The following is an 18,803-nucleotide window of genomic DNA, read 5'->3' as shown; positions in this document are numbered from 1 at the left end:
TGCACTTACTTGGAAAATAATTTAAAAAAATATAAAACTAAAAACACAATCTAATAAATGGCTACGTTACAAAAAATCAGAGGTAAAGCCGGCCTTCTTGTCGGAGTGATCGGGGTGGCTTTACTGGCTTTTATCGTGGGAGACCTTTTAAATTCAGGTCATACTTTCTTTAACATGAACCGCAATAAAATAGCGGTGGTTAACGGTAAAAAAATTACTCCGGAAGAATTTCAGGCACAAGTTCAGACTCGTACCGAAGAGATGCAGAATATGTATAGAAGACAATATGGCATGTCTCTTCCCGAAGGTGCCGCTTCTCGTATAAACAAGGAAGTATATGATCAGATGGTGCAGGATATTTTGTTGACGGATGCTACTGCCGAATTGGGCCTTACGGTATCTAAAGAAGAGTTGGCCGATTTGTTGCAGGGAGATAATATCGTGCCTATGGTAAGACAACAATTTACCGATCCTCAAACCGGAGTTTTTAATAAAGACTTGTTGTTGAATTTCTTGCAAGTGGTCCTTAATGAAGACGAGTCGAATCTTAATGGAGAAATGGGGCAACAGCTCAGAGCTCAGCGCGAGGCTTGGTTAAATATTGAAAAGACAGTGAAACAACAACAGTTGGTCGGAAAATATTTTACTTTGTTGTCAAAATCTATGGCTCCGAATAAGCTCGATTTGGAAGCTGCTTATAACGGTGCTAAAAATAGTGTAGATTTTGCGTATGCAGAACAATCTTATACTTCTATACCCGATTCTACGGTAGTTATCAGCGAATCTGAGTTGAAAAATCTATACAACAAGCAGAAAGAAAACTTTAAGCAGGATGAAAAGCGTGAAGTAAAATTCTTTGCAGTAGATATAGTTCCGAGTGAAGGTGATTATAAGATGACCGAAGAAAAGATTAATAACCTTAAAGAAAATTTTTCTACGACAGACGATATTGCCGGAATGTTGAGTTTTAATACGGATGTTCCTTATGTAGACGCATACGTTGCTCAAAGAGACATGGATCTGGAAATGAAAAAATTTGCAGAAACAGCTCAAATAAATGAAGTTTATGGTCCTGTTTTTGAAGATGAGTCATATAAAATGTATCGTTTGATAGGTAAGAGCGTAGCTCCTGACTCAGTGAAGGTACGTCATATTATGTTCCCTCTTCAGGCAGATGCAAAAGTTAAAGCTCAGATGGACAGTATTTTGACTGTTTTGAAAAACGGCGGAGATTTTGCTGCTTTGGCAAAACAATTCTCGGTAGATCAGAATTCTGCTGCTAATGGTGGTGATCTCGGCTGGTTGACAGAAACTTCTGCTGTACAATTCGGACAGAAATTCGTTTCTTCTGTTTTTAATGGAGGATCAGGATATTTTACTGTGGAAACGCCGTATGGACAGCATATTATGCAGGTAACTGAGCGTACAGCTTCTGTTCCTAAGGCTAAGGTGGCACAATTGGTTCTAAAGGTACGTCCGAGTTCAGAGACTTATAGTACATTATATAACAAGGTAAGTTCTTATATCGCTGAAAACGGGAAATTAGAATCATTCGAGAAAAATGCAAAGGATAAAGGTTTCTCCTTGAATACGGTTGAATTGACTCCTGAAGATATTAGCGTAGGTATGTTGAACGACGGGCGTGAAATCGTGAAATGGGCTTATAAATCGGATAAAGGTGATATTTCAGAAATTTTCAATATAGAAAATAAATTTCTGGTAGCAGCTCTTACGAATGTGACCCCTGCAGGTTATGCACCCTTAAAAAGTCTTGAGAGCTATCTTAAAATGCAGTTGTTGGCAGATAAAAAGGCAGATATGATTATGAAGTCATTATCTGAGAAATCACCGAAGACTCTTGATGCCTATGCTTCGGCTATGAGTTCGAAGATCGATACGGCTAAGTTTGTAACTTTCAACACTTCAGTAATTACAGGTATCGGTCGTGAGCCGGCATTGTGCGGTGTAGCTCCTTATGCTTCGGTGGGGCAATTACAAGGTCCTGTCAAGGGGAATAATGGAGTGTATGTATTGGCTGTAACCAAGAAAGATGAAAGTTCTGTTCCTATGAATGCCGAAATGGAAAAACGAAAATATGAACAGATGATGTATTCGATTCTTTCCAGTCAGATTATGGAAGTTATGAAGGATAAAGCCGATATAGAAAATAACCGTGTGAAATTTTTCTAAATCGATGAAGACAAAATAAAAAGGGAGGATGATGAGTCCTCCCTTTTTGTTTTATTCTTTTGATTAAAGATTTCTATATATTCGTTGTGATCTTTATACTCTTTGTTTATTTTTGTACTAAATAACGAAACGAGTGGAAAAAAAATATTTGGCAGGGAAAACATTAGATGAACTTAGCGGGATCGTCGCCCGTATGGGAATGCCTCGTTTTACAGCCGGGCAGATTGCTGCATGGCTATATGAAAAACGGGTTCGGAATATAGATGAAATGACAAATTTATCTAAACAGAATCGTGAACATCTCGCAGCTGAGTATGAGATAGGCTATTCTGTGCCCGTGGAGGAAATGCGTTCGGTGGACGGTACTGTCAAATATCTTTTTAAAACGACTTCCGGAAACTTTGTCGAGTCTGTATATATTCCTGATCGGGATAGGGCGACGCTATGTGTGTCATCTCAGGTAGGATGTAAGATGAATTGTTATTTTTGTATGACCGGTAAGCAAGGGTTCAATTCCCAGCTTACAGTTCGTGAAATTATGAATCAGATTATTTCTATACCGGAAAGTGCCAAGTTGACAAATTTGGTATTTATGGGGATGGGAGAGCCCTTGGACAATTTGGATGAAGTAATGACGGCTTTAACAATTTTGACTGCAAAATGGGGATTTGCTTGGAGTCCGAAGAGAATAACAGTTTCTACGATCGGAGTAAAACGAAACTTGACCCGTTTTTTAGAAGAAACGGATTGTCATTTGGCTGTAAGTTTGCATAATCCTTTTCCGGAGGAACGCTTGTCTATTATGCCTGTACAGAAAGCATATCCTATTGCAGATATAATATCACTGCTCCGGAATTATGACTTCAGTCATCAGCGCAGGCTGTCATTCGAATATATCATGTTTAGTGGTTTTAATGATTCCCTTAAACATGCGGAGGCGCTGGCAAAATTGTTAAAAGGATTGGATTGTCGGATAAATTTGATTCGTTTTCATGCAATTCCGGGAGTAAACCTTAAAACGTCAGTTGAATCGGATATGGTTATTTTCAGGGATTATTTGAATCGCAAGGGATTTACTTGTACGATACGTACATCGCGAGGTGAAGATATATTCGCTGCGTGCGGAATGTTATCGACTGCAAAGAAAGGCGAGATCGGCAATAAATGCTGAATAAGCTTATATATTATGACCGTGTAGAGATATTATGTTAAAATAATTGCTTATCTTAGAGCATTGAATTAGGCAAGTATAATCTAAAATAGTATTTGTCTGTTTTATATAAAGAATAAAAACTCATGGAACAAGATTATAAGATCAAGGTAGGAATTACTCAAGGTGATATAAATGGAGTCGGATATGAAGTTATTTTGAAGACATTGTCAGACCCTCGTATAACAGAAATGTGTACCCCTGTGGTATATGGCTCTTCGAAAGTGGCGGCCTATCATCGTAAGGCATTGGATTTGCCGACTATTAATTTCAATATTATTACCAATGCCGAGCAGATTTCGGACATGAAGTTGAATATGATCAACTGTATCGATGAAGAAGTAAAAGTCGAATTGTCAAGACCAACGGCTCAGGCAGGTGAAGCGGCTTACCGGGCTTTGGAGAGTGCTACGAATGACTTAGAAAACGGGTTAATAGATGTGTTGGTGACAGCGCCTATTAATAAACATACGATCCAGTCCGATAAATTTGAGTTTCCTGGGCATACCGAATATTTGGAGAAAAAATTAGGAAAAGGCAAAAAATCTTTAATGATATTATTGAATGACATTTTGCGTGTAGCTTTAGTGACAGGGCACATTCCTTTATCTGAAGTACCTTCTCGGATTACCAAATCGGATATTGTACAGAAATTGCGTATTTTCAATCACTGTTTAAAGCAAGACTTCGGTATTGTAAAGCCTCGTATTGCGGTTTTGTCATTGAACCCGCATGCCGGAGAAGACGGACTTCTTGGAAATGAAGAAAAAGAGATTATTATTCCGGCATTGAAAGAGGCCGAAGAAATGGATATTCTTTGTTTCGGGCCTTATGCAGCTGATGGTTTCTTTGGTTCAGGTCATTTTTCTAAGTTCGATGGTGTTTTGGCTATGTACCATGACCAAGGGCTTGCTCCGTTTAAGACTTTAGCGATGGAAGATGGTGTAAATTATACTGCCGGGCTACCTTTTATACGCACTTCGCCGGCCCATGGTACAGCGTATGATATTGCCGGAGAGAATAAAGCTTCGGAAGAGTCGTTCCGGCATGCTCTTTACTTGGCATTAGATGTTTTTGCTTGTCGCAATAATTATCGTCAAATGAAAGCTAATCCTCTTCGTCGTCAATATTTTGATAAAAGTGGAGACAATGAAGTCCTTGATCTTAATGCTCCTGAGAAGGAGTGATTTGTCTGGAGTCTCAACCTTCCTGATAGGGGTAATATTTTGTCAGATTTTTTCAAACTATTTTCCTGTTTTTTATTTGTTAGATAGCTTGTTATTGTTTTCATAAGTATTTAGAGGCGATAGCAGGGAGGGGGGAAATGTGTTTATATTTTCGGACAGATAAAATCTATAATATCATTAGTTAATAATTCTTTTGTTAATAGAGAACTGATAGATGTGTGAAATTCAGAGATTGTTTTGATTAAAAGAATATTCTTTCAGAGCCAATCTGAATTTAGCTCGGGTCAGGTTTTGGAGTTTCTTTTGAGGACGTTTTGTCGTTTTTATGAGAAGGATAGCAGGCTATCTGGCGAGTGAAGAGGGGAAAACAGACCGAAAAAACGCAAAGATGACCTGAGAATATTTTTATTGGAAAAATAAGATAGGCTCTAAAACAAAAATGGGGGTGAACGGTTACATATATAAATAAGGCAGGTTTTGGAAAAGATGGAAATAAGAATTTTGTTGTAGATAAGAATACTGAGAAGACCTGTATTTGTAGATGTTTATTATATCGTATTTAAATCGGATGCTCTTGTCAGTTGCATTTAAATAGAATTATTGTGTACGGTGTATAACTGTGCTACGAAGGGAGGGATATGAAACAAAACAGACATCAGAACATTATGTTTGAGGCAGCATTGAAACCGATCGACACTGATCCTGTAGATTTATTGTTTTTTCGTCCTGTCGGATACCGTTGTGCTTTGTTTTTCCATAAGTTAGGCTTGTTGCCCAATACTATTACAGTTGTTTCCATATTATTGGGGATATCTTCGGGATTCTTTTTATATTTTGAGGATATATGGTATAATATAATTGGAATATTATTATTATTTTGCACACATCTTTTGGATTGTACGGACGGACAATTAGCACGAATGATCGGACGTTATTCTCGGTTAGGACGGATTTTAGATCATTTGAGCGGGTGTGCCTGGTCTGTTTCTGTTTATATGGCGTTATGTTTACGTTTAATGAATTCAGGTTGGGATTTTTCTGTCTTTTTTTTAGCCTTGATTACCGGATATTTTCATTTTAGGCAAGCTTCTGCTATCGATTATTATCGTAATTTTTATTATCTTTTTTCACGGAAAGAATTAGTTTGTGAATTTGAATATAAGACGCAATTGCACTTGAAGTATAAACGATTGAGTTGGAAGGCTGATTTTTATAGGAAATTTTTTTTCTCTTTCTATCTTCAATATATGGTTTATCAAGAAAGATTTACTCCGGATATGCAAGAGTTGCGTCGGTTATTAAAAAAACGGTTTGGCAATGATATTCCGGATTGGTTGAGGATACAATTCGAAGAAAAAAGTCTTCCGTTGATGATGTATAGTGGTCTGTTATCTTTTAATATACGTATTATTACCTTGTTTATTGCTGTTTTGTTTGATGTTCTGTGGATTTATTTTCTGTTCGAACTTACGATATTGAATGCAATATTGTTCTATCTGATATACAGACATGAAAAAGTTTGCCGTTATTTTATTGGAAAGTTGAATCGGATATAGTTTTCAGTTTTTAAACACAATCAGAGAGTTTGTTCGTAGGTATAGAAGTGTGTTTAAAAAATTGCTTTTAAGAATCTTAATATACGTGGCTTTGTATCTTTTTAAAAAGTCGTATCTTTGTGGAAAGTTTACAGATTGGGATAAATTGAGTATCCGACAAATATTTAACCGAAATAAAGTAAAGTATTAAGGATGGGAAAAGTTTTAATTATAGGAGCCGGCGGAGTAGGTACGGTAGTTGCTCATAAAGTAGCGCAAAATCCGGATGTTTTTACAGAGATAGTGTTGGCAAGCCGGACAAAATCGAAATGCGATGCTATTGCAAAGGCAATCGGTAGCGACCGGATAATCACAGATCAGGTAGATGCCGATAATGTAAACGAATTGATAAAGTTATTCAATACGCATAAGCCGGATATTGTAATTAATGTTGCACTTCCTTATCAGGATTTGACGATTATGGATGCTTGTTTAGCTTGCGGTGTAAATTATTTGGATACGGCAAATTATGAGCCGCTTGATGAAGCTAAATTTGAATATAAGTGGCAATGGGCATATCAGGAACGTTTTAAAGAAGCGGGATTGACGGCTATTTTGGGATGCGGCTTTGATCCGGGTGTATCGGGTGTATATACTGCTTATGCCGCAAAGCATTATTTTAAAGAAATGCACTATCTGGATATTGTCGATTGCAATGCAGGAGATCATGGTAAAGCTTTTGCGACAAACTTTAATCCGGAAATTAATATTCGGGAGGTTACGCAAAAGGGAAAATATTATGAAAACGGCAAATGGATTTATACAGAGCCTCATGAAATTCATAAACCGCTGAATTACCCGAATATAGGTCCGAAAGAATCGTATGTGATTTATCATGAAGAATTGGAGTCGTTGGTGAAAAATTATCCGACATTGAAACGTGCGCGTTTCTGGATGACTTTCGGCCAGGAATATCTGACCCATTTAAGAGTAATTCAAAATATAGGAATGGCGCGTATCGATCCTATTATGTATAATGGGGTGGAGATTGTTCCGATACAATTTTTGAAAGCAGTGCTTCCTAATCCCGGAGAGCTCGGTGAAAATTATGTAGGTGAAACATCTATCGGCTGTCGTATTAAGGGCATTGATAAAGAAGGTAAAGAGATGACCTATTATGTATATAATAATTGTAGCCATCATGCTGCTTATCTCGAAACGGGAGCACAAGGAGTCAGTTACACTACCGGAGTTCCGGCTATGATAGGTGCAATGATGTTCTTAAAAGGTCTGTGGAAAAAGCCCGGAGTCTATAATGTCGAGGAATTCGATCCCGATCCGTTTATGGAACAGTTGAACAAGCAAGGATTGCCTTGGCATGAAATATTTAATGAAGACTTGGAAGTCTGATCGATATTCGTTTTTGAACGATTATATATGAATTATTGTCATTCTGGTGAAGATCTGAATTTCGATAGATCGCAAAATCTGGAATGACAATATTATTTTTATAGCCTGTTCGATCTTTGTATAAACCTTTTTTATTGCTTTCGAGGTTTTGGTGAGAGACAGTTACCGATCTATTTTTCGTAGCCCTTTTTGTTTTAAATAAGTTATTAGTTCTTGAGGACGATCAGTCTGAATTATTGTTGCTTTATTTTTCAGAACCCATCCCCAACTATTATCCGGATCATTGACTGCTTTTTCATCATCGTGTCCTCCGCATAGACTTTCCCATAAGGTATTGATCCATATCCGACAATTCGATTCGGCTATCTTATCAATATAAGATAATTGCTCGAAATTATCGGTTTTAAAACCTATTTCCATTGCTATAGGCCGAAAATCTTTTAAAAAAGAATCGATATACGGAATAGCTTCGGATGCATCTAAGTCGACAATAGGCATATATATAATATTTTTATACAGAGATAATTTCTTTTTTACATCATTCACAGAACCGCGTCCTTTTAAAATGATGTAGTTTTCCATCCCGGCTTCTTTTATAATGGGTTCAATGTCTGATAAATAATCTTCACCTTTATCGATATTGACAAGAATTTTGCTTTTACAGGCCGATAATGCCTCTTTTAAAGTCGGGATAGTCTCATTAGAGAGTTTTCCGTCATTGTAACGCAATCTGAAGTTTTTGAGTTCCTTTATCGTATAGTTACTTACATATCCTTTCCCGTTTGTCGTGCGATCTATACTATTGTCGTGCATTAGGACGAAATCTCCGTCTTTGGTCTTTTGTATATCTATCTCGACCATATCTGCTCCTATCGATATAGCACTTTTGATTGCTGCAATAGAGTTTTCCGGGGCATGTCTCCAATCACCCCGATGAGCAACGACAAAAATATAATCGGGTTTATTGCTTTTTAGAATAGACAATAATGCTTCTGTCCGATTATTGGCCGTAATGGTAAGATTTAAGAGTATAAGATAAAATAATAAGTGATATTTTTTCATTAATTGAAAATATGAATTATCGATTAGACAATGCAAAATAGCGAAAATCCGAAAGAGAATACAATAAATAACAAATCAAAAAATAATAATTTATAGTCAATCTCTATATTATCCCGAAAGATTTTATAAAGAAATTATCATATATGCTATTATTTGGCATATATATTTGTTTAATTTGCATTATCGATGGTACGAGGATGAATGTTATAAATGAAATGGAGAACCTTGATGTTTTTATATAAATTCTTATCTTTGAGAAATAAAATATTTAATTATGGCATTAAAAGTTGGAGATAAAATACCTGAGATTCTGGGTTATGACCAGACGGGGAAAGAGTTGAAACGAGAAGATTTTAAAGGGAAAAAATTGGTACTTTATTTTTATCCTAAAGATAATACTCCCGGATGTACGGCGGAGGCCTGCAGTTTACGAGATGCATATTCAGAATTGCAGAAAGCGGGGTATGAAATAATAGGAGTCAGTAAAGACAATGAAAAGTCTCATCAGAAGTTTATAGAAAAACAATCGTTGCCATTTTCCTTAATAGCTGATACTGAGGTACGGTTGAATCAAGAGTTTGGTGTATGGGCAGAAAAAAAGATGGCCGGGAGATCCTATATGGGAACTTTAAGGACAACATTTTTGATTGATGAGAACGGAATCATAGAGCGTGTGATAGAAAAAGTAAATACAAAAGAGCATGCTGCTCAGATTTTGAATGGAAAATAAAATAAGATAAATATGGAGAATACAGAAGAAAAAAAAGCTCCAATGGGTAAAATTCCCGTTCCGAGTGAAAAATTGAAGGCTTTGCAGGCCGCTATGGATAAAATAGAAAAAAATTATGGCAAGGGTGCAATTATGAAGATGGGGGATGACCATATCGATGAGATTGCCGTAATTCCTACAGGTTCTATTGGTTTGAATGCCGCTTTAGGTGTCGGAGGTTTTCCACGAGGCCGTGTGATCGAGATTTATGGTCCGGAATCTTCTGGTAAAACGACATTGGCGATTCATGCTATTGCCGAAGCCCAGAAAGCCGGAGGCATTGCGGCAATTATAGATGCAGAACATGCTTTTGACCGTTTTTATGCAGAAAAATTAGGGGTCGATGTAGAGAACTTATGGATATCTCAACCGGATAGCGGAGAACAAGCTTTGGAGATTGCAGAACAACTGATACGCTCTTCTGCCGTAGATATTGTCGTTATCGATTCGGTTGCAGCGTTGACTCCTAAGGCTGAGTTAGAAGGAGATATGGGAGAATCTAAAATGGGATTACAAGCACGTCTTATGTCTCAGGCTTTGCGTAAATTGACGGCTACAATAAGCAAGACAAATACTACTTGCATATTTATCAATCAGTTGCGTGACAAATTAGGCGTGATGTTCGGTAATCCTGAAACAACGACAGGGGGGAATGCCTTAAAATTTTATGCTTCTGTTCGATTGGATATACGTCGTGTCAGCCAGATTAAAGATGGGGATGAAGTGATTGGTAATCAGACAAGGGTAAAAGTTGTGAAGAATAAGGTTGCTCCTCCTTTCCGTAAAGCCGAGTTCGATATTATGTTCGGAGAAGGTATTTCTCGTGCAGGAGAGATCATTGATTTGGGAGTGGAAAAAGGTATAATCAAAAAGAGCGGCTCTTGGTTTAGCTATGATGATACAAAACTCGGACAAGGTAGGGATGCTGCAAAGAAATGCATTCAGGATAATCCGGAGTTGGCCGAAGAATTAGAAGCTAAGATCATGGAAGCCTTGCGACCTGCAACTAAGTAGTACTGAATTTAGGAAAATCAAATATGGAATAGCAGGATTTTAGGGAGTTCTGCTATTTCTTGTTTTCGGGATCTGTTTCCGAGGGTATTTTCTTGTTTCGAGAGGTTGATAAAATAAAAGAGTCATCTGTGATATTCCCTAGATAACTCTTTTATTTTTATTGTTTTATATTGTGATAAGGAAATTAATAATCATTGAAAGAATTGTTCCCTTCAGTCATATCCAAATCGTTGTAGCCTTCCTCATCCAATTCTGACGGGTCGAAAGATTCATCACCATAGAAGTTCTCTCCGAGTCCGGTATCGGTGTTATTTGAGGTTTTTTCCAATTCTTCAAAATCCATTAGTTGAGTAGGAGGGTTACCTTTAGATTTGGAGCAAATGGCTTTATCCAGATTTTTGCCCGGAACGATTTCTCGTAATTCCATAAAGAAAGATCGTTCGGTCATGTTATCGAAAACGAAGATGAGTCGTTGTTTTTCGTCTTCCAATAATTCGCTAAGCTTGGTTTCTGCCATTACCCAAGAATCATCTTCAAAGTTGGTATCCATCTCCATTAAGGTGATTTCCGTTTTCTTTTCCCAGTCATCTTCACAAATGAAAAAGGACGTCATTTGATCCTTAGTATAGTTGACCGATTCCAGAATCGCATCATTCAGCTCTAAAAAAGTGGCCTCAGAGTCGATGCTGATTTCTCTTGCAAAGTCATCAACCTCATCAGATAGGATTAAGAATTTGAATATCATAATCAGATACAATTAGTTTATTTAAATCGTTTTTTCAGGTTTCGTTTAAAAAGAACCCCTTTGTTTATTGGGTAAAAATAATAAAAATATCTTGTATTGTATAACCCTTATCCGATTTTTTTATTCCTATTACTTACGTTGTATTTTTAATCTGTGTTTTGAGTTATTCTGTATATAAAAAGAGGCACTAAACAGTGCCTCTCGAATTTCGGAAAATATCTCTTATTTTTATAGATAACCACGAATAATTCCTCGTTGAGAGTTACGTACAAACAGTACGATTTCGTCTCTTTCTTTAGTCGCCGGTAATTCTGCTTCGATACGTTCTATTGCATCCGAGTTATTTAAGCCGGATAGATAGAGGTATCGGTATATTTCTTGAATATCACGTATGGTTTCATTGGTGAAATTACGTCGGCGCAAACCGATAGAGTTAATGCCGGCATAAGAAATAGGATTACGGGCGGCTTTGACATAAGGGGGTATATCTTTATTGATGAGTGATCCTCCTTGTATCATAACATGAGCACCTACATGACAGAACTGGTGTACAAGAGTACCGCCTCCGATAACTGCAAAATCATCGATTCGTACTTCTCCGGCTACTTGTGTCGCATTTGACATGATAATATTATCACCGATAACACAATCATGGGCAATGTGGCAATAAGCCATAAGAAGGCAATTATTGCCGATCACGGTTTTACCCTTCGATGCAGTACCTCTATTGATTGTAACACATTCGCGTATAGTGGTATTATCTCCGATTTCAGCGGTTGTTTCTTCCCCTTTGAATTTTAGGTCTTGAGGAATTCCTGAGATAACAGCACCGGAACAAATGTTACAATTTTTTCCGATACGGGCTCCTTCAAGAATTGTTACATTGGAACCAATGCGCGTCCCTTCACCGATAACCACGTTTTTATCGATAGTAACGAACGGTTCGATAACTACGTTAGGAGCTATCTTGGCTTCCGGATGTACATAAGCTAATGGTTGTTTCATAAAAGTGGGTATTATTTATTTTTTATAATCTGAGCCATAAATTCAGCCTCGGTTGTGATTTTGTTACCTACGAAAGCGTATCCTTTCATATAGGCACATCCTCTGCGTAATTCTGTCATGAATGAAATATGGAATATAACAGTATCTCCCGGAACTACTTTTTGACGGAACTTTACGTTATCTATTTTTAAAAAATAGGTCGAATATTTTTCTGGATCTTCGACTGTGTTCAATACCAATAATCCCCCTGTTTGTGCCATAGCCTCAATCAACAAGACTCCGGGAGTGACCGGTTCTTGTGGAAAATGGCCTTGAAAAAACGGCTCGTTCGATGTAAAGTTTTTTATCCCGACGATATGATTTTTCCCTATTTCGATGATTTTATCTACCAATAACATCGGATACCGATGAGGAAGCAATTGTTTGATCCGATTTACATCCATAATCGGCTCTTTATTCGGATCGTATGACGGGGCTTGTATTTCTTGCCGTTTCATTTCCTTACGGATAGAGCGTGCCAGCTGATTGTTGATTTTGTGTCCGGGACGAGTAGCTATGATGCGGCCTTTAATTGGTTTTCCGATAAGAGCTATATCTCCGAGTATATCTAAGAGCTTATGGCGTGCAGGTTCGTTATCGAACACTAAGGGTTTATTATTGATATAGCCGAGTTCATCTACATGTTTGTGAGGAACATTCATCAAATCGGCCAGACGATCAAGTTCTTCTTGTGATGTTTTTTGATCATATATAACAATTGCATTATCGAGATCACCGCCTTTTATAAGATTATGTTTTACCAAAGGTTCTATTTCTCGGACAAATACGAATGTACGGCTTGCCGAAATCTCGTCTTTGAACTGTTCCAGATCCTCCAAACAAGCATATTGATTATTGAGAACAGGCGAATCGAAATTTATCAGTACGTTTACACTAAAATGATCGTCCGGTAATACTAATATCGATGATCCGGTATTTTCATCTTTAACCTCGATTTTATCTTTGATAATGTAATAATCCCTTTCTGCTTCTTGCTCGACGATACCGGCTTTTTCGATTGCATCGGTATAATATTGGGCACTACCGTCGAGTATCGGAAATTCGGGAGCGTTTACTTGTATTAGGCAGTTATCTATTCCTGCTCCGTAGAGGGCAGCCATGGCATGTTCTATGGTACTTACGACAACTTCGTTTTTTCCCACTACAGTACCTCGTTGGGTTTCACTTACCTGATCTGCGACAGCTTCGATAACCGGTTGTTCGGGAAGGTCTATACGTTGAATTTTATACCCGTGATTTTCAGGTGCGGGAAGGAATGTGATTGTGATGTCCATTCCCGTATGCAATCCTTTCCCTGTTAAGGAGAAGCTGTTTTGTAAAGTCTGTTGTTTCATAAATATTCTCTAAATAATGCACTCTGAATGAGAAAAGGCCTTACTTTTCGAGTTGTTTCTTTAAATTTTCAATTTCTTTCTGCAACTGCTTGACGGTTTGATTTAATTCCGGTAACTTTTTTATCATTACAGTAGAACGGGCAAATTCTCTTGCCGGTACTGCCGGATAACCCAATATGCTTGTGTCGGAACTTACGTGGTTAGGAATTCCCGATTGGGCACCTATATTCACCCGGTCACCGATAGTGATGTGTCCTGCAAAACCAACCTGCCCGCCAACCATGCAATGACTGCCTATTTTTGTTGATCCTGCAACGCCCACTTGGGCTGCCATAACCGTATTTTCTCCGATCTCTACATTATGGGCGACTTGAATCAAATTGTCCAGTTTAGCTCCTTTTCTTACAATAGTCGATCCCATTGTGGCGCGGTCGATCGTTGTATTTGCTCCGATCTCTACTTGATCTTCGATGATCACGTTCCCGATCTGTGCGATTTTTACGTATGCACCGTTATGAGGAGCAAAGCCGAAACCATCAGCTCCGATTACCGCACCCGCATGGATAATACAATTTTTCCCGATCACACAGTCATGATAGATCTTTACCCCGGGATATAAAATCGTATTATCTCCGATCGTTACGTTATCACCAATGTAAACTTGAGGATAAATTTTGACATTTTCTCCTACTTTTACATTTTCACTTACGTAAGCGAACGCACCTATATATACAGACTGAGAAATTGTTGCAGACGCTGCAATGTATGTATCTTTATCGATACCTTTTTTTTCGGGGCGTGCTTGGTTTACTAAGTTAAGTAATTGTGCCAGACAAGAATACGCATCATCAACCTTAATTAGTGTCGCATTTATTTTTTGTTCGGGTTCGAAATCCCGATTTACTAAAACTATACTGGCTTGGGTCGTATAGATGTGATGAGTATATTTGGGATTAGCCAAAAAAGTCAGTGTTCCGGGTTTCCCTTCTTCAATTTTAGACAAGTTGTTCACTTTAACTTGATTGTCTCCGATAATTTCGCCGTGAAGGAAATCGGCGATTTGCTGTGCGGAAAATTCCATTCGTATTAAGTTATATTCTAATGGTTACAAAATTGTTTCATTTTGCAAATTACGCATTTTTTTTTCAAATATGACGGATATTTATCTGTTTTTATTCAAGTATGGAAACCTCTGTATTATAAAAAATTTTGCATATTCTTTGTCTGTTTAACCGGTTATGGTCCTCAGTGAGTATCAGGTAGAAATAGACTCTTAGATGCTGTCTATATTTTGCTCAGGTCAGATTTGAGAGTTTCTTTCGAGGATATTTTATTGTTTTTACGAGGAATAGTCGTAGGTTGTCTGATGAGGGAAAAAAGACCGGAAGAAAACAAAAAAATGACTTGATAATATTTTCTGCATCGGAAAATTCAAACATACTTTTAACGTATTTGTCGATTTCAGATAAAAATAAAAATGATAAATTTAATTCAGAAATATCCCACATTAAAAATAATTACTTATTTTTGCATCTTGTAAATTTTTAATTGTATTGGGCGATTTTGCGTAATACCTTGAAAATCTGATGGCTTAATTATATAACCTGTTAACTTCTTTAATTATTATGAAGCTGTTACAAGCAAAATTAGCGAGATATGATGCCCCGCAAAAAGCGAAAGCTTTAGGCGTTTATCCGTATTTTCGCGAAATAGAAAGTGATCAAGATACCGAAGTCATTATCAACGGCAAGAAAGTATTGATGTTCGGGTCAAACAGTTATTTGGGGCTGACTAATCATCCGAAAATTAAAGAAGCAGCTATTGCTGCAATAAAAAAATATGGTACTGGTTGTGCCGGATCGAGATTTCTGAACGGAACGCTTGATATTCATGTAGAATTGGAAAAACGCTTGGCTCGTTTTGTCGGAAAAGAAGAAGCGATTATATATTCGACTGGTTTTCAGGTGAATTTGGGGGTAATATCTTGTCTTACCGGAAGAGAGGATTATATTATTTGGGACGAACTCGATCATGCTTCGATTATTGAAGGTCGTCGTCTTTCGTTTTCTACTCAGCTGAAATTTAAGCATAATGACATGGCCTCTTTGGAAAAGGTCCTGAAATCTTGTCCCGAAGACAAAGTGAAATTGATTGTTGTAGACGGTGTGTTCAGCATGGAAGGGGATGTTGCCAATTTGCCTGAGATTGTTGCTTTAGCAAAGAAATATAATGCTGCGATTTATGTAGATGAAGCTCATGGGATCGGAGTTTTCGGGAGACAAGGACGAGGAACTTGCGATCACTTCGGCGTAGCTCAAGATGTCGATTTGATTATGGGAACATTCTCTAAATCATTCGCGTCTTTAGGTGGTTTTGTCGCTACCGACTCTATTACGGCAAATTATTTGCGTCATAATTCTCGGTCCTATATATTCAGTGCCAGTATTACACCCGCTTCTACGGCGGCGGTGTCTGCCGCTTTGGATATTATGGAAAGTGAACCCGAACGTATAGAGCACCTTTGGGAAATGACTCATTATGCGTTGGACGGTTTTCGTAATATGGGGTGTGAGATAGGCAATACATCTACTCCTATCATTCCGCTATTTATTCGGGATAATAATAAAACATTCCGCATTACTCGTGAACTTTTCGACGAAGGGGTGTTTGTAAATCCGGTAGTCTCTCCTGCCGTACCCTCAGACAGTACATTGATTCGATTCTCTTTGATGGCTACACATACAAAAGAACAGTTGGATTTTGCTCTTGATAAAATCCAAAAGTGCTTTAAACGGTATGACTTGTTGAAATAGTTAAAAAAATCGATTTTTTAAATTCATAATTTTCCCTCTATTCAATTATAATATAAGAATAGAGGGATTTTTTGTATTGGTCTTGTCATGATATTGTTCTGCAAGGATTGCGGTATTCATCCGGTGTATATCCTGATAATTTTTTAAATAATTTGCAGAAATATTGTTGGGATGGATAACCTAATTCTCGGGCAATACAAGAGACTGTTTTATTCGTATTGCAAAGACGTTCTTTTGCCAGATGCACACGTCTTAATTGAATATATTCGGCTATACTCATTCCTGTTTCGTGATTAAACAGATCTTCGAAATATGCAGAAGACAGATTCAAATTATTTGAACAGTAGTCGGAAGTGGGTAGACCTTTTTCCGATATTTTATTCATAAAGAAATATTCATCGATCAACCTTTTAGTTTTTTGTATTATACATCTGTTCACTTCTGATCTTGTAATAAATTGTCGGGTATAAAAACGTTTGCAATAATTCAAGAGTAGTTCGATTTTTCCTGAGATCAAGATATTGGTGTATTTGTCTATGCCCCAGTTCAATTCATCAGAAATATCTTCGAAGCGTGTCGTGAGAATTTTTTTTTCTCGTAATGAGATGTGTAAAGATTCGTTCTGTCGATAATTGAAAAAGGAGTAATCGTTAAAATGTTTTTTTATAGCAGAGGTGTTGATCAGATTTGCATGGAAAGACAAAAATATGCTTTTTTTATAAAAACTCAAGTCTTCTGATGTTAAACAAGACAGAGAATATTCAGGAGATAAGAATATTACGCTTGCATCTTGGTAATCACAACACAATCTTCCGAAATCAGGGCATGAAGATCTGCCTTTTAGTATAATACGGTAAAATCCGGTTTCTATAAAAGTATTCGATATATCGGATAAACAGCCTATGTTTATCAACGGATGTATTGTTTTGCTGTGTAACGATTTGTCACATTGCACTATCATGTCTACCTGATAAATTTTCGTTGTTCTTAAACCTGAAGCTTTCTGTATTCATTCGGGGTGTACCCCACATTTTTTTTGAATATGCGATTAAAATGTTGTGAATATTGGAATCCCAGTTCATAAGATATCTGACTAATCGTTTTTTCTGTCCCGATAATCATCTCTTTGGCAAGATCTATGATTTTATTTTGTATATATTCTTGTGCTGTTTTTCCGGTCTCTCTTTTTATTAAATCTCCGAAATAGTTGGGAGAAAGGCACACTTTATCTGCAAAATATTTAACAGAAGGCAAACCGTCTACTTTAGGTTTATTATCTGCAAAATATTCTTCAAGTAAATTTTCGAATTTTGAGAGAATATCTTTATTGACAGTCGATCTTGTAATAAATTGCCGTGCATAGAACCGCATGCAATAATCTAATAATAATTCGATGTTTTTTGATATTAAGCATTTACTATAATTATCTATCGGATGACTAAGTTCTATACTTATTTTTTTCAAGCAGTCGAGAAAAATTTCTTTTTCTTCTTCTGACAAGTGCAAAGCCTCGTTCGAAGCATAGGAAAAGAAAGAGTATTGTTTTATATTCTTACCTAATGATGTACCTTTTATCAAATCCGGATGAAATAAAATACCATGAGCACTTAGTTTTATTCCGTCTGTAATTTCTGTTTCGACGACTTGTCCGGGAGCAAAACTGGTAACAGTACCTTCTTGGTAATCATAAATCTGCTTTCCATAGCGAATATCTCCGCATTTGGTTTCTTTCAGAAATAATGCATATAGTCCGTAATTCAGTGTGAAATGAGTTGGAAATTTTGTGGCTTTCGATAAATCTACTACACCTACTAACGGATGTAGTGTTTCAAGACCGAATAATTCGTTATACCGATCTACTGTGTCCAACTTTAAGATTTTTTCCATAGCGCTTTATTTTATTCCGTTACAAATGTAATCAATATAAACATGAGTGCCGCTTCTCTTTATTCGGAATCAGTAATTATGTTACAACTATCCGTAATATTTACACAAATATCTGTATGGAGGTAATTTTTTTGTTTCTGGGATTTCTTAAAATTTGAGCTTATCTGACCTCAAAATGTTTTGAAAATAGATTTTATTCTATTTTGGATGACGTGTTAAGTAGATTAATATGTCTAAAGCATGGGATTCTACGTTAATATCAGTACCTGGAGAAGAACCAATTATATTTATCTTTGTTTTTTGAGTAATAATTTGTTTGTAAAATAAAAAGTTATGGGATTGATTATTTACATTATCGGTATTATCGCAACGGTTTATGCGATTATGGATGTTTTTAAAAAGAACATATCTACAGCTTGTAAATTAGGAGTGACGATAATTCTGTTGCTTACGAGTTGAGGATTGTTGTTTTATCTATTTTATGGGAAAGATCATATCGAAGAATGGTGTAAATCGTAAAATTAAAGTAAAAGAAGGTGTCTAAAAAGGATGCCTTCTTTTTTTGTTATGCTGCCCGTTTAT

General features: G+C 36.9%; 16 protein-coding genes. 9 read left to right on the top strand and 7 right to left on the bottom strand.

The genetic code is table 11. The features are described from left to right. Nucleotides 1–57 precede the first annotated feature (57 nt). The 5 genes from AC0UMU_RS09035 to AC0UMU_RS09015 all read left to right on the top strand — a co-directional run bounded on the left by AC0UMU_RS09035 (nt 58) and on the right by AC0UMU_RS09015 (nt 7,532). Nucleotides 58–2,190 (top strand): peptidylprolyl isomerase, encoded by a 2,133-nt coding sequence (locus AC0UMU_RS09035; RefSeq protein ID WP_473979914.1) that lies wholly within the window; start codon nt 58–60, stop codon nt 2,188–2,190. A 133-nt stretch (nt 2,191–2,323) separates the two neighbouring features. Next, nucleotides 2,324–3,361, top strand: coding sequence for a dual-specificity RNA methyltransferase RlmN (gene rlmN / locus AC0UMU_RS09030; RefSeq protein ID WP_022599653.1), 1,038 nt, complete (start codon nt 2,324–2,326; stop codon nt 3,359–3,361). 125 nt (nt 3,362–3,486) lie between these two features. Then, a complete protein-coding gene (gene pdxA / locus AC0UMU_RS09025) occupies nt 3,487–4,587 on the top strand; it encodes a 4-hydroxythreonine-4-phosphate dehydrogenase PdxA (RefSeq protein WP_022390663.1) in 1,101 nt (366 codons plus the stop codon). Nucleotides 4,588–5,225: 638 nt separating this feature from the next. Next, nucleotides 5,226–6,143: a CDP-alcohol phosphatidyltransferase family protein gene (locus tag AC0UMU_RS09020; protein WP_278716596.1), complete on the top strand. Its 918-nt coding sequence runs from the start codon at nt 5,226–5,228 to the stop codon at nt 6,141–6,143. Between the two features lie 192 nt (nt 6,144–6,335). After that, nucleotides 6,336–7,532 carry a saccharopine dehydrogenase family protein gene (locus AC0UMU_RS09015; protein WP_278716594.1) on the top strand — a complete coding sequence of 399 codons (1,197 nt, stop codon included), beginning with the start codon at nt 6,336–6,338 and terminating at the stop codon, nt 7,530–7,532. Nucleotides 7,533–7,694: 162 nt separating this feature from the next. On the opposite strand, the gene AC0UMU_RS09010 is transcribed toward AC0UMU_RS09015, so the two are convergent. After that, a complete protein-coding gene (locus AC0UMU_RS09010; protein WP_288641678.1) occupies nt 7,695–8,594 on the bottom strand; it encodes a glycerophosphodiester phosphodiesterase family protein in 900 nt (299 codons plus the stop codon). Between the two features lie 274 nt (nt 8,595–8,868). Here AC0UMU_RS09010 and bcp point away from each other — a divergent pair, with 274 nt between their 5' ends. After that, entirely contained in the window at nt 8,869–9,324 is a 456-nt protein-coding gene (gene bcp / locus AC0UMU_RS09005; protein ID WP_009317556.1) for a thioredoxin-dependent thiol peroxidase, read from the top strand. Nucleotides 9,325–9,336: 12 nt separating this feature from the next. Beyond that, on the top strand, nt 9,337–10,377 hold the full coding sequence (recA, locus tag AC0UMU_RS09000) for a recombinase RecA (RefSeq protein ID WP_009317555.1): 1,041 nt from the start codon (nt 9,337–9,339) through the stop codon (nt 10,375–10,377). A gap of 184 nt (nt 10,378–10,561) precedes the next feature. Here recA and AC0UMU_RS08995 read toward each other — a convergent pair whose 3' ends face one another. The 4 genes from AC0UMU_RS08995 to lpxD all read right to left on the bottom strand — a co-directional run bounded on the left by AC0UMU_RS08995 (nt 10,562) and on the right by lpxD (nt 14,602). After that, entirely contained in the window at nt 10,562–11,122 is a 561-nt protein-coding gene (locus tag AC0UMU_RS08995; protein ID WP_278714621.1) for an IS1096 element passenger TnpR family protein, read from the bottom strand. 228 nt (nt 11,123–11,350) lie between these two features. Then, nucleotides 11,351–12,127 (bottom strand): acyl-ACP--UDP-N-acetylglucosamine O-acyltransferase, encoded by a 777-nt coding sequence (gene lpxA / locus AC0UMU_RS08990; RefSeq protein ID WP_009317553.1) that lies wholly within the window; start codon nt 12,125–12,127, stop codon nt 11,351–11,353. 11 nt (nt 12,128–12,138) lie between these two features. Next, nucleotides 12,139–13,521, bottom strand: a complete 1,383-nt coding sequence (locus AC0UMU_RS08985; protein ID WP_278714622.1) for a bifunctional UDP-3-O-[3-hydroxymyristoyl] N-acetylglucosamine deacetylase/3-hydroxyacyl-ACP dehydratase — start codon at nt 13,519–13,521, stop codon at nt 12,139–12,141. Nucleotides 13,522–13,561: 40 nt separating this feature from the next. Next, nucleotides 13,562–14,602 carry a UDP-3-O-(3-hydroxymyristoyl)glucosamine N-acyltransferase gene (gene lpxD, locus AC0UMU_RS08980; protein ID WP_122303415.1) on the bottom strand — a complete coding sequence of 347 codons (1,041 nt, stop codon included), beginning with the start codon at nt 14,600–14,602 and terminating at the stop codon, nt 13,562–13,564. Between the two features lie 544 nt (nt 14,603–15,146). Here lpxD and spt point away from each other — a divergent pair. After that, complete coding sequence (spt, locus tag AC0UMU_RS08975) at nt 15,147–16,334, top strand: serine palmitoyltransferase (protein WP_009317429.1); 1,188 nt, start codon at nt 15,147–15,149, stop codon at nt 16,332–16,334. Nucleotides 16,335–16,419: 85 nt separating this feature from the next. On the opposite strand, the gene AC0UMU_RS08970 is transcribed toward spt, so the two are convergent. Together AC0UMU_RS08970 and AC0UMU_RS08965 are read right to left on the bottom strand one after the other, a co-directional pair. Then, on the bottom strand, nt 16,420–17,295 hold the full coding sequence (locus AC0UMU_RS08970) for a helix-turn-helix domain-containing protein (protein ID WP_278714623.1): 876 nt from the start codon (nt 17,293–17,295) through the stop codon (nt 16,420–16,422). Nucleotides 17,296–17,321: 26 nt separating this feature from the next. Further along, the gene (locus AC0UMU_RS08965; protein WP_009317427.1) at nt 17,322–18,221 is read right to left on the bottom strand and encodes a helix-turn-helix domain-containing protein; all 900 of its coding nucleotides are present in this window, start codon (nt 18,219–18,221) and stop codon (nt 17,322–17,324) included. Between the two features lie 333 nt (nt 18,222–18,554). Here AC0UMU_RS08965 and AC0UMU_RS08960 point away from each other — a divergent pair, with 333 nt between their 5' ends. After that, nucleotides 18,555–18,680, top strand: coding sequence for a hypothetical protein (locus tag AC0UMU_RS08960; RefSeq protein ID WP_278714624.1), 126 nt, complete (start codon nt 18,555–18,557; stop codon nt 18,678–18,680). The last annotated feature ends 123 nt before the right edge of the window (nt 18,681–18,803 follow it).

This window comes from Coprobacter fastidiosus (genome assembly GCF_982245605.1).
Note: the sequence above shows the minus strand (reverse complement) of the source record. Positions and strands in the feature narration are given on the sequence as shown.